The organism is Pantoea phytobeneficialis, assembly GCF_009728735.1.
Classification (GTDB): Bacteria; Pseudomonadota; Gammaproteobacteria; order Enterobacterales; family Enterobacteriaceae; genus Pantoea; species Pantoea phytobeneficialis.
Genome location: NZ_CP024636.1, coordinates 4134854 through 4147193 on the forward strand (window position 1 = coordinate 4134854; position 12340 = coordinate 4147193).

The 12340-nt window shown below is 58.6% G+C and carries 11 protein-coding genes; 6 read left to right on the forward strand and 5 right to left on the reverse strand.

All coding sequences use genetic code 11. The features are described 5' to 3' along the window. Positions 1-460: 460 nt before the first annotated feature. Positions 461-1375 carry a LysR family transcriptional regulator gene (locus tag CTZ24_RS19260; protein WP_208724369.1) on the reverse strand — a complete coding sequence of 305 codons (915 nt, stop codon included), beginning with the start codon at positions 1373-1375 and terminating at the stop codon, positions 461-463. 2 nt (positions 1376-1377) lie between these two features. Then, positions 1378-2442, reverse strand: a complete 1065-nt coding sequence (locus CTZ24_RS19265) for a dipeptidase (protein ID WP_021184952.1) — start codon at positions 2440-2442, stop codon at positions 1378-1380. 200 nt (positions 2443-2642) lie between these two features. Between CTZ24_RS19265 and CTZ24_RS19270 the strand changes: the two genes are divergently transcribed. The 6 genes from CTZ24_RS19270 to CTZ24_RS19295 all read left to right on the forward strand — a co-directional run bounded on the left by CTZ24_RS19270 (position 2643) and on the right by CTZ24_RS19295 (position 9364). After that, entirely contained in the window at positions 2643-4238 is a 1596-nt protein-coding gene (locus tag CTZ24_RS19270) for an ABC transporter substrate-binding protein (RefSeq protein ID WP_208724370.1), read from the forward strand. Further along, on the forward strand, positions 4238-5248 hold the full coding sequence (locus CTZ24_RS19275) for an ABC transporter permease (RefSeq protein WP_021184954.1): 1011 nt from the start codon (positions 4238-4240) through the stop codon (positions 5246-5248). The genes CTZ24_RS19270 and CTZ24_RS19275 overlap by 1 nt, the downstream gene beginning before the upstream one ends. After that, positions 5245-6144 carry an ABC transporter permease gene (locus CTZ24_RS19280; RefSeq protein ID WP_021184955.1) on the forward strand — a complete coding sequence of 300 codons (900 nt, stop codon included), beginning with the start codon at positions 5245-5247 and terminating at the stop codon, positions 6142-6144. Before CTZ24_RS19275 ends, CTZ24_RS19280 begins: the two co-directional genes overlap by 4 nt. Continuing rightward, positions 6145-6972: an ABC transporter ATP-binding protein gene (locus CTZ24_RS19285; protein ID WP_021184956.1), complete on the forward strand. Its 828-nt coding sequence runs from the start codon at positions 6145-6147 to the stop codon at positions 6970-6972. Positions 6973-7115: 143 nt separating this feature from the next. Beyond that, positions 7116-7856: an ABC transporter ATP-binding protein gene (locus CTZ24_RS19290; protein ID WP_021184957.1), complete on the forward strand. Its 741-nt coding sequence runs from the start codon at positions 7116-7118 to the stop codon at positions 7854-7856. Then, complete coding sequence (locus tag CTZ24_RS19295) at positions 7853-9364, forward strand: serine hydrolase domain-containing protein (RefSeq protein ID WP_208724371.1); 1512 nt, start codon at positions 7853-7855, stop codon at positions 9362-9364. The genes CTZ24_RS19290 and CTZ24_RS19295 overlap by 4 nt, the downstream gene beginning before the upstream one ends. Before the next feature lie 68 nt (positions 9365-9432). Here the strand turns inward: CTZ24_RS19295 and CTZ24_RS19300 are convergent, their stop codons facing one another. The 3 genes from CTZ24_RS19300 to CTZ24_RS19310 all read right to left on the reverse strand — a co-directional run bounded on the left by CTZ24_RS19300 (position 9433) and on the right by CTZ24_RS19310 (position 12339). Further along, positions 9433-10269, reverse strand: coding sequence for a fumarylacetoacetate hydrolase family protein (locus CTZ24_RS19300; RefSeq protein ID WP_021184959.1), 837 nt, complete (start codon positions 10267-10269; stop codon positions 9433-9435). An 83-nt stretch (positions 10270-10352) separates the two neighbouring features. After that, complete coding sequence (locus CTZ24_RS19305) at positions 10353-11174, reverse strand: M55 family metallopeptidase (RefSeq protein WP_208724372.1); 822 nt, start codon at positions 11172-11174, stop codon at positions 10353-10355. Positions 11175-11292: 118 nt separating this feature from the next. Beyond that, positions 11293-12339 carry a DmpA family aminopeptidase gene (locus CTZ24_RS19310; RefSeq protein ID WP_208724373.1) on the reverse strand — a complete coding sequence of 349 codons (1047 nt, stop codon included), beginning with the start codon at positions 12337-12339 and terminating at the stop codon, positions 11293-11295. Position 12340: the final 1 nt, after the last annotated feature.

Consider the following 12340-nt stretch of genomic DNA (forward strand, 5'->3'; position numbering starts at 1 on the left):
CCCGTTGCCGGGCAACAGGCAGAGGTCGAGTTTGTTTTTACTGACATCAATACCGAGATAAATCATAAGACAGCTCCCTTTCACATGAACCATCACGCCATCTTGCCTTGTACATACGAAGTCAGAGCTTCTGGTTACCGTTCAGAGTAGATGCTGGCGTGAAAGGAGAAACGGAGGGCTTTAAGCTACGGCACAAGATCGGGTCTTAAGCGGCGCGACAAGCTGCCTCCGTTTCGTGTAACGGGTAGCTAACCAGTTACAACTTCAAGATACAAGCGGCGCGATTTATCGCGCAAAAAGCACCGCGTAGCGGCGAGGGAGGCTGGCGCAAGGCCCGGGATTGCAAAGGGTGCGGCCAGGCACCCTTTGCTCGGTCGCCGCACCGGCGAACTGAAACTGCATCAGCCTGCGGCGAACGAAACCGCCCCGGAGCCAAAACATCGCCAAGGCGAACGCTCCCCTACAGCTTCACCGTAAAAAACCGTGATTCACATTGCCGCGCAATCTCCCACAACTTATTACGAATCACCTGTTTCAGTTGCAGGGTCGATTGCGACTGAGGCCGGTCACGGCGGCTAATCAGCATCACCTCAAACGGCAACGGCTGTGCCACTGGCAGCAGCTTCAGCTGATCGGCATAACGACAGGCGGTAAACAGATCCACGATCCCCACGCCGCCGCCCGCCAGCACCATGTCGGCAATCACCGAGTAGGTTTTAATCGACAACGACACCCCCGGATTTAACCCCTTATCCCGCAGCGCGCGATGCAGCACACGGCCCAACGGGTCCTGGCTTTGCATCATCAGCAGGTTATTGGCGCACAGCCATTCAAGGGTGACCGGTTCATTGTGGGTATGATGCAGCGGCAGCAGCGCCACCATTGAGGATTGAAACAAAGGTTCCGCCAGCAGGTCAGCATCCACCTGCTGACCAAATACCAGCGCGAAATCGAGCTGATTATCGAGAATGCTGCGACACAGGGTGCTGAAATGTTCGGTGACCAACTCCACGCTGACCGATGCCGCCTGTTGTCGCCAGGTGACCAGCGCCGGGGCCAGCACCATCTGACCAAAAGCATGCGCCGCACCAACGCGCACCGTCTGTCCTTCGCCACGCCGCAGTTGCTCCGTCAGCTCGGTGATGGACTGTAAGCGTTGATACAGTTCTTCCACTTCCGGCAGCAAACGCCGCCCTTCCGCCGTCACAATCATCCCCTGGGCGCGCCGTTCAAACAGCGCAAAACCAAGCTGCTGCTCGGCGTGGTTCAACACCCGGCTGACATTCGGCTGCGACACATTAAGCAGGCGCGCCGCACCGCTGATGCTGCCGGTCTGCACAATCGCCTGAAACACCTCAATATGTCGCAATCGCACGATTATTCGCCCCAGGTGGCTTCAAGCACACGCAGCCAATTGCCGTAGCAAATTTTCTCCAGCAACTCTTGCGAATAACCGCGCGCCGCCAGCGCATCCACCACCAGCGGGAAACCGGCCACGTCTTTCATATCGCCCGGCATGGTCGCGCCATCCAGATCGGAACCAAAGCCGACGCCATCTTCACCCACTTTTTCCAGCAGATATTCCACATGCCGCACGATGGCGTCCACCGTGGTGGGCGCGTGACGATCGCCGTCTTCACGCAGGAACGGCACCGCAAAGTTCACGCCGACAAAACCCTGAGTTTCCGCAATCGCTGCCAGTTGACGATCGGTGAGATTGCGTGACTGGGCACTCAGCGCATGCGCATTGGAGTGGCTCGCCACCAGCGGCGCATCGCTGATCTCAGCGGTGTGCCAGAAACCTTTTTCATCCATATGTGACAGATCCACCATGATGCGGCGCTGGTTACAGTCACGCACCAGTTGTTTACCTGCCGCCGTCAGACCATTGCCGATATCAGGCGAGGAGGGATAACGGAAGGGGACGCCGTCGCCAAACTGGTTCGGACGGCTCCATAGCGGCCCCAGGGTACGTAACCCGCTGGCGTAGAGGATGTCCAGCAGCTCGCCATGCGTATCCAGCGCTTCCGCCCCTTCAACATGCATCACCACCGCCAGAACCCCTTTACTCATGCATTCACGAATATCACGCACGCTGCGGCAGATTTTTACCTGGCCCTGCGACGCCTGCTCAATCCGCAGCAATAACGCCAGCATGGAGAAGGTGGCATCGCGCGCAGTGCTGATAATTTCATGAGGAAAATCTGAGAGGTCTGGCGCACTTCTTGCAACTAGCGGGTGTGATGGCACCCAGGTGGCAAAAATCCCACCTACCATATTTCCGTGCCGGATGCGGGGAAAGTCCATCTGGCCTGATTCAGTGCCGTTGAAAAAAACATTCACGGCATCGGGCTGATGGTGTTGCCACAGTTTGTTGAGGACATCGTTGTGACCATCAAAAACCGGGATGGCAATCCGGTTGGCGTTCGGCGAGTCAGACATGTTGTATCCGTTTCTTGTTCAGGGGAAAGCGCAAACGCTGCCAGTTGACGGGGCACAATGCACCGAAACAGGGCAAGCGGCTGCGTATGAAACAAAAGGCTTAATGCCTGTTATTAATCCTCCTGCCCGGCGGGAATGTCAAGACAAAAAACAGCAAATAATAATTTTTTTATTTTAATAATCAATAAGTTGGAGTTGTCATGGTAACCAGAAGACGTTTTCTTGCAGGATGCACCGCAGTGCCCTTCCTTTCGTATCTCAGCCTCAATTCTGCCTTTGCTGCCACGCCCCCCAGCATGCTGGTGATGGCGATGCAGCTGGATAACATGACCAGCCTCGACCCGCATGAAAGCTTTGAAGCTATCGGCGGCCAGATCTGCGGCAACCTGTATCAGAAGCTGGTCATGCCGGACCCTCAGCAGGCCGACAAAGTGATTGGCGCGCTGGCAAAAAGCTGGGAAGTGAACGCCGACAACAGCGTTTATACCTTTCACATCGATCCGGCGGCTAAATTCGCCGACGGCACGCCCGTTACTGCCGAAGATGCAGCGTTCTCCATCGAACGTATCGTGAAACTGGATAAAAGCCCGGCGTTTATCATTAACCAATTTGGCTTTACCAAAGATAACGTCACCCAGTTGGTGACAGCGAAAGACACCCATACGCTGGAGATGAAACTGGGCGCACCGGCCGCTGAAAGCTTCCTGTTGTATTGCCTGTCAGCCACCGTCGGCAGCATCGTATCGAAGAAAGCGTGCCTGGCGAACCAGCAGAACAACGACTTCGGTAACGCCTGGCTGAAACAGCACAGCGCCGGTTCCGGTGCCTTTACCCTGCGCACCTGGAAAGCCAGCGAAACCGTTATTCTGGAACTCAGCCCGCAATTTGCCAACCAAAGCAAAATTAAACGCGTGATCCTGAAGCATATTGCCGACCCGGCGGCCCAGGCACTGATGCTGAAAAAAGGCGATGTCGATGCCGCTTATGACCTGACCACCGAACAACTGTTGCAGGTAAAAAACGATCCTGCGGTCAATCTGGTCAATCAGTCCCTCTCGTCCGTGATGTTGATGTCGTGCAACACCAATAACGAATACCTGAAAAAACCGCAGATATGGCAGGCCCTGAAATGGGCGCTGGATTACGACAGCATCCAGAAAAACATTCTGTCGATGAGCTTCACCACCCATCAGAGTTTCCTGCCGAGTGGTTTCCCGGCAGCGCTGGACGACAACCCATTCCATAAAGATGTCGCCAAAGCCAAAGCGTTGCTGGCGGAAGCGGGTTATCCGGACGGGTTTGAAATCACCCTCGACCACTACTCGATGCAGCCCTACCCGGATATCGCCCAGGCGATTCAGACCCAACTGGGCGCGATTGGCATCAAAGTGTCGCTGATTGCGGCGGAAAACCGTCAGGTACTGACCAAAATGCGCGCCCGTCAGCATCAACTGGCGCTGACCGTATGGGGTGCGGATTACTTCGACCCGAACTCCAATACCGAAGCCTTCTGCGTTAACACCGACAACAGCGACAACGCGCGCAACCGCACGCTGGCCTGGCGTTGTAGCTGGTCTGATGATGAGTTCAACAAGCTGACCGAGCAGGCGCTGCACGAAGCCGATCCGGCCAAACGTATTGCGTTGTATCACCAGATTCAGCAGTTGGGTCGCGAGAAGAGTCCGTTTATCTACATGATGCAGAAAACCAAAAACGTCGCCGTCGGCAAAAATATCAGCGATGTCCATATGACGGTGCTGGAACAATGGCCGTATGAGCAGGTGAAAAAAGCCTGATGCCGTTACTGAAGAAAATCGTCAGCACCCTGAGCAGCCTGGTGCTGACGCTGTTTGGCCTGTCGGTTTTGACCTTTTTCATTGGCCGCGTGATGCCCACCGATCCGGTGCTGGCAGCGGTCGGTGATAACGCGCCTCAGTCCGTTGTGGAGCGCGTACGTGCGGAGATGGGGCTGGATCAGCCCCTTTACATCCAGTTTGGTCATTACCTCAATCAGCTGTTACATGGCGATCTCGGCAAATCGATTCTGACCTCCAATCCGGTCACCACCGATATCGCACGTTTCTTCCCTGCCACTATGGAGCTGGCAACGGCGGCGATTATTATCGCCGCGTTGATCGGTATCCCGCTGGGCGTGTGGGCGGCGGTGCGGCAAAGCACCTGGGTGGATCAAACCATCCGCGTAGTGTGCCTCGCCGGCCACTCGCTGCCGGTGTTCGTGCTGGCGTTACTCAGTTTGCTGGTGTTCTACGCGGTGCTGGGTATCGCGCCAGGACCGGGACGTCAGGACATCATCTGGCAGGATATGGTGCCGCAGGTCACCGGTTTCCTCACCATCGACTCGCTGCTGGCAGGTGAATATGACGCTTTCCGCGATGCGCTGGCGCATATGGCGCAACCGGTGTTGATCCTCGCTTATTTCAGCATGGCCTACATCACGCGTATGACGCGTACCTTTATGCTCAACGCCCTGAGCGGCGAGTTCGTGATTACGGCACGCGCCAAGGGCTTATCTGCGGCTCGGGTGATCTGGCGTCACGCCTTCCCCACCGTGGCGGTGCAACTGGTGACGGTGCTGGCGCTGACCTATGCCGGACTGCTGGAAGGCGCGGTGGTAACGGAAAACGTCTTTGCCTGGCCGGGCCTCGGGCAGTATCTCACCACCTCGCTGATGAATGCCGACATGAACCCGGTGGTGGGCGCAACCTTGCTGGTCGGCACCGTGTATGTGCTGCTAAACCAGTTGGCTGACCTTCTCTATCGACTTTGGGACCCGCGCGTAAAATGATCTTTTTCTCTCGTGACTGGCTACTTGATGACACGCCAGCTAACCGCCGTCAGGCGGTGTGGGGCCGTCGCTATCGTCTGTGGCTCAGCCTGCGCAGTAACCCGCTGGCGATGGCGGGGCTGCTGGTCATTTTCCTGATGTTGCTGCTGGCGCTGTTTGCCCCGCTGCTGACACCGTTCGATCCTGGCGCGCAGCATCTGGATAACCGCCTTGCGTTACCGTCCTGGGCACACTGGCTCGGCACCGATGAACTGGGGCGCGATGTCTGGACGCGCATCATTTATGGCGGGCGCACCACGCTTGGCATGGTGATCGCCGTGGTGTTGCTGACCGCCCCGCTCGGCCTGTTAATTGGCTGTATCGCCGGGTATGCCGGTGGATTTGTCGACAAGGCGCTGATGCGTCTGACCGATATCTTCCTCGCCTTCCCGCGCCTGATTCTCGCGCTGGCATTTGTCGCCGCACTGAAACCGGGTGTCGAAAGTGCGGTGCTGGCCATCGCCCTCACCGCGTGGCCGCCCTATGCGCGCCTGGCGCGTGCGGAGACGTTGCAGTTCCGCAACAGCGATTTTATCGCAGCCAGTCGTCTGACCGGGGCAGCGCCATTACGCATTATTCTGCGCCATATCATGCCGTTGTGCGTGCCAAGCCTGATTGTGCGCGTCACCCTCGACATGAGTTCGATCATCATCACCGCTGCCAGCCTTGGCTTTCTCGGTATGGGGGCACAGCCACCTTCACCGGAATGGGGCACGATGATCGCGACCGCGCGCCGTTTCCTGTTCAGCGAATGGTGGGTGCCGCTGATGCCGTGTATCGCTATTTTTCTGACGTCGCTGGCGTTCAACTTTCTTGGCGACGGTCTGCGCGACGTGCTGGACCCGAAGGAGCGCTAAATGTTGGTGGAAATTGAAAATCTGCGCATTGCCTTCCGCAATCGTGCTGAGACTTTTGAAGCAGTGCGTGGCGTCAGCTTTAGCGTTGGCCGCGAGAAGTTCGCCATTGTTGGCGAGAGCGGCTCCGGCAAATCGCTGACAGCGCGCAGCCTGATGCAATTGCTGCCGGGCAATGCCGAAGTCACGGCAGATGTGCTGCGTTTTGATGGTATCGATCTGCGCGGCGCCAGCGAAAAAGTGCTGCGCCAGATTCGCGGCAAACGCGTTGGTTTTATTTTGCAGGACCCGAAATATTCGCTGAATCCGGTGATGACCATCGGCCAGCAGATTGCCGAAGCCTGGCGCGAGCACAAAGGCGGCAGCAGAAAAGCGGCGATGCAGGCGGCGATTGAGTTGCTGGAACAGGTCAAAATCCGCGATCCCGAGACGGTGGCAAAACGCTATCCGCATGAAGTTTCTGGCGGCATGGGCCAGCGCGTGATGATCGCCATGATGCTGGCACCGGACCCGGAGCTGCTGATTGCTGACGAACCCACCAGCGCGCTGGATGCCACGGTGCAGGCCGAGATCCTGAAACTGATTGACGATCTGGTTTCTGCGCGCGGCATGGGGTTGATCCTGATCAGCCACGATCTGCCGCTGGTGTCGCATTTCTGCGATCGCGTGGCGGTGATGTACGCCGGACGGATCGTCGAATTGCTGGAAGCCGGGCAGCTACAACAGGCGCAGCATCCTTATACCCGCGGATTGCTGGCCTGCCTGCCATCGTTGCGCCATCCGCGCGAGCGGTTGCCGGTGTTGCAGCGCGATGCGGCGTGGCGGGATTAATAAGCGTTTCCGAAATTGCGCGATGAATCGCGCCGCCACGGTCTGGTGCGGCCTGTAGCGGCCTGTAGCGGCCTGTAGCGGCCTGTAGCGGCGCGATTTATCGCGCGAGTTGGATCGGATGATTAGCTAAACGAGCAAAACACATGATTCAAATCGATAATCTGCGCATCGCCTTTGGTGCGCACACCGTGGTGAAAGGCGTCAGCTTTGCCGTTGGTAACGGCGAAAGTTTTGGTCTGGTCGGCGAAAGCGGTTCCGGCAAATCCACCATCCTGCGGGCGCTGGCGGGCCTGAATGAACACTGGCAAGGCAGCATGACCTTCGGTGGTCAGGCGCTGAGTGCCAAACGCAGCCGGGCCTTTTTTCGTCAGGTGCAAATGGTGTTTCAGGACCCGTTCGGTTCGCTGCATCCACGCCAGACCATTGACCGTATCCTGCACGAACCGTTGCTGGTACATCAGCTCGATCGCGCCGAGCAACGCATCAGCCAGGCTCTGAGCGAAGTGGGCCTGCCTGCGGCGGTGCGGTTCCGTTATCCCCACCAGCTCTCCGGTGGGCAGCGTCAGCGTGTGGCGATTGCCCGCGCGTTGATTGCCGAGCCGGAAGTGCTGCTGCTGGATGAACCGACCTCCGCACTTGATGTGTCGGTGCAGGCGGAAATCCTTAATTTACTTAGTGATCTTCGCAGCGAACGCAAACTGACCTACATTATGGTGACACACAACCTCGCGGTGGTGACGCACCTGTGTCAGCGCATTGGCGTGATGCAACATGGCGAGATGGTGGAGCAACTAAGCGCCGATGACCTGCGCGCCCGCCGCATCCAGCATCCGCACACCGCGCAACTTTTTGATCTCAGCATGACGCTGGAGGAACCGGCATGACAGCCCACTGGCAACAGGCCGCAGATGTTGCAAACTCAATTGTGCAAAGCTGGCAACAACCCGGCGCACCCGGCGGGGCCATCGTGCTGTTCGATGCTCACCATATTCACTCTACCCACTGTGCCGGTTTGGCCGATCTGGCCCAACAAACGCCGTTCACCGCCGACAGCGTGGTGCGCTTTGCCTCCATCACCAAACATCTGTTTGCCGCACTGGTGACCGGGCCAGGCCGCCGCTATCTGCGACTGGAAGACACCCTGGCCCAGCATCTGCCGCAATTGACCGGCGCTAATGGTTCAGTAACCGTCGGCCAGGCGCTGGATATGAGCAGCGGTTTGCCGGATGTGCGTGAAACCCTGTCGCTGCTCGGTTTGTCGGTCTACAACGCCACCACCGCCGCCGACCTGTTGGCTTTCGTGGCGCGCGAAGGCGATCTCAGTTATCCGCCCGGTAGCGAGATTTCCTACACCAACACCGGTTATCGTCTGGTGGAAGAAGCGCTGAAAGCCAAAGGCGTGTTGTTCAACGAACTGTTGCAGCAATACGTCTGCGAACCGTTGGATATCAACCTGTTCGCCCCGGAAAGCTGGTTTGATATCGTCCCCGGCCTGGTGCCGGGTTACTGGAATAATGGGCAGCAGTGGCAGCTTTCCAGCGCCGGTCTGCATCTGTCGGCATCCGGCAGCGTGACCGGCAGCCTGCATGATTTGACGCGCTGGCTGCAAACGCTGTTGGCAGACACCGGTCCCGGTGCAGGCGTGCTGCAACGGCTGAGTGCGCCGCGCAATCTCAACGATGGACGCACCAGCGGTTATGGCCTTGGCATCACCAGCTCGACGCTCGGTAGCCAGACGCTGTTTGGTCATGGCGGTTCCCATGCCGGTTATAAAAGTTACTTCCTGCTGCACCCGGAACTGAAGATTGGGGTAGCTCTGGTCGCCAACCGCGAAGATATCACCACCTCCGAAAGCGCACTGCGTATCCTGGCGGCGGCATTGGGCCGCACGTTGCCGGAGAAGGGGCACGATCTGACACCCGGTTTGTATGTGGCACCGGATGCCGCCGACTGGCTGGAGATTAACGGCGTTACCGCCACCTGGCTCGGTGCCGGTGAAACCCTGTGGCGCGACGAGCGTCACGGCGACGCCGTCTCCCTTTCCAGTACCTTCCCCATGCAGTTACGCCACGACGGTGCGGCGATTGTTGGTGAAATCGGCCATGCCGCGCGCCGTTTTGTGCCGGTGCAGCCCGATAGCGCCAGCCTCGATAACCTGCAAGGACGCTGGTTTGCGCCGCAGTGGCGCAGTGAAATGGTGATTGAAGGGGATGCGCTGACGATGGGCATCGGCCCGGCGGCGATTCGTGCCACGCTGCAATCGCTGGGCGGCGATCGCGTGCTGGCTACCGCGCTGGATGGTCCGTGGGAAAAACGTTTTGTGTTGGCGCGCAGCGGCGATAGCGTGCGGCTGCTGCTGAACCGCAGCCGTGTGGTGACGTTTACGCGCTAAGCACCAAAACCCGCGCGATGAATCGCGCCGCTACAAATGATTGCACCCATCAGTAGCGGCGTGATTTATCACGCAATAGGGTGACGCAGGCGTCCGATTTTTTCGATCTCCACTTCAATCTCATCGCCGGGGAACATAAACAGCGGTGGCGTGCGCTTCTTACCCACGCCGCCTGGTGAACCGGTGATGATCACATCCCCTGCCGCCAGCGGGCTGAATGCCGAGATGTATTCGATGATCTTCGCTACCGGATGCACCATGCTGGCGGTGGTGTCGTTCTGTACTTCACGCTGATTCAGCCAGGTTTTAATCGCCAACTGCTGTGGATCGGGGATCTCATCCGCGGTGGTCATCCACGGGCCAAAACCCCCGGTTTGCGGCCAGTTTTTCCCGGCAGTGAACCAGGTGAACTGCATGTCACGCACGGTGGCATCCATAAAGCAGCTGTAACCGGCGACGTGGGCCAACGCTTCATCCGCTTTGACCTGATACGTCGGTTTGCCGATGATCACCGCCAGCTCGCCTTCATAGTCGAACTCCTGGGTAGTGACCGGTTTCAGCAGCGGCTGCTCATGAGCCGCCAACGAATCAGCAAAGCGCACAAATAAGGTCGGCGCTTCAAGCGTTTCAGCAAACTCTTTGCGTTTGTCGGCGTAATTCATCCCAACGCAAAACACCTTACCCGGATTCTCAATCACCGGCAGAAAACGGATAGCACTGAAGGGGTAATCGGCAGGCAGCGCGTGGAACGCTGCCAGGTCGCTCTGCGCACCACGTTGCAGCAGGGTTTTCAGGTCGGGACATTCGGCACCGAGGCGTTTGCCGAGATCCACCACACCCTGTTCCTGCACGATTCCATAACTTTTTGTTGCCTGGTCAATAAGATAAAAACTGCAAAGCTGCATGACTGCCTCGTTGGAATAAAAAAATCGCGCGCAGGTTACCAAAAGCCGCACAGGAAAGCGGTACGACCTGCGCGCGATGTGGCTTAATTTTGCGTACTCGCCAGATATGAGAAGGCACTCAGCAGGCTGATCAGTGTCCCCATCTGCTCGGCACGATAGCCCACCGTTACCGCATCAATACGTGTTACACCGGGGATCAGGCTGAACAGATCGGCCAGCACCGGTTTGCTCGCCTGGAGCTGCATCTCATAAGGGGCGCTGAGGCGGGTGGTGCTGACCTGACTGGCACGCTGCACTGCCGCCGTCGCCGCCGCGCGAATGGCGTTTTGCGCCGCCTGCGGGCTGATGGATTCTGCGCAGGTATGGGAAATCGCGCGTTTTACGCAGACGTAGTCCACCGATGGATAATGCTCGCCCATCCAACCCTTGAGCTGATCGTCGCCGCTCACCAGCCACAGCGGTGTGCCCTGTTCGGCAGCCGCAGCGGCATAGATATCGCTCTCGCCCATCACTTTGCCGTTGATATGGATGCGCCAGAACGCGCGACCGTTAATGGTGTGCGCCAGCACGCCCGGCTCTCCTGCCGCGCTGTGATAACCGATAAAAAACAGGCCATCGAACGGTTGCTGCTCCAGCCCTTCGACCATCGACAAACCGCGAGGTTTGCCCTGCACCAGCCGGGCACGCGCATCGATATTTTCTGCGCGCAGGTTGGTCATTTGCGCGTGGCTGTCAGCCACTACCACCTCGGTGGCACCACCGGCAAATGCCCCGTCAATGGCGGCGTTGACTTCCTGTTCCATCAATTCACGCGCCAGCTGATATTCCGCATGGCCGGGTGAACATTGTTCCGGGCGCATCACGCCCGCGATGCCTTCGATATCGGCGGAGATAAAGATTTTCATAGGGTGATGTTTGTTCCGTTAATCATGTTACAAGCCAAAACCGCGCGATAAATCGCGCCGCTACATTACGTGCGTTCATTCGTAGCGGCGCGATTTATCGCGCAAGAATACCGGGAAGTTATGGTTGCGCCAGTTTGTCTAAAACATCCGTCAATGCCGGGCGGTGGTGGCCGCGGAAGCCGGTAACGGCTTCGGCACTCAGCAACGCATCCAGCACCGCGTGTTCAGTGGCATCGGCGGCGGCAGCGAGCAAGGGTTCCAGCGCCGCATCGTCCGGTGGCTGTGGTTGGCCCTGGGTGGAAAAGGCTACCGCGATATCGCCGGAACCATGACCCCAGTAGCTGCCAAGACGTCCCAGGCCGGCACCCGCGCGCTTTGCCACGCGCTTCAACTGACGAGCATCCAGCGGCGCATCGGTCGCCATAATGATGATGATGGAACCCGCATCGCGCTGTGGCGTCAGTTCCGGCAGCAACGGGGAGATCATCTCGCCGAGGCGCACGCCATCCAGCGTTAACGCCGTCAGTGCGCCAAAGTTCGCCAGCACCAGCACGCCCAGCGTGGCATTCAATGAAGGGATCAGACGCGAGGCGCTGCCAATGCCGCCTTTCAGGCTGAAGCAGCTCATACCGCGCCCGGCCCCCACGCTGCCACGGGGGAAATCGGGCTGCGCCTGGTGCAGGGCTTGCTGCGCCAGCGCTTCCGTCACCGCCAGCGCCTGGATGTCGTTCAGCCAGCCGTCGTTGCACTCCAGCGCCAGCGGATTAACCGTAGGCAAACTGCGGCCCAGCTCCGGGTTGCGGCTGATGGCATCACGCACCAGGGTGGTAAACAGCGTGCCGACTGCCAGGGTGTTGCTGAGCAGGATTGGTGTCTGCAATTCGCCCAGCTCCTCCACCTGTACCAGACCAACCGGCTTGGCAAAGCCGTTAAACACCGCTGCCGCGCAGGGCAGCGGTTGCTGGAACAGATTGTCGCCCGGCGGCACAATCGCGGTGACGCCGGTCTGGATCTCACCCTCGGCCAACGTGGCATGGCCGACGCGCACGCCGGGAACATCGCTGATCAGGTTGGTCGGCCCACAGGCGCTGCGCGGCTGACCGAGCTGGCGCGTTTCACGCCAGCGTTGCAGCAGCAGGTCGCGCTGCATCTGTTGAAAATCCATG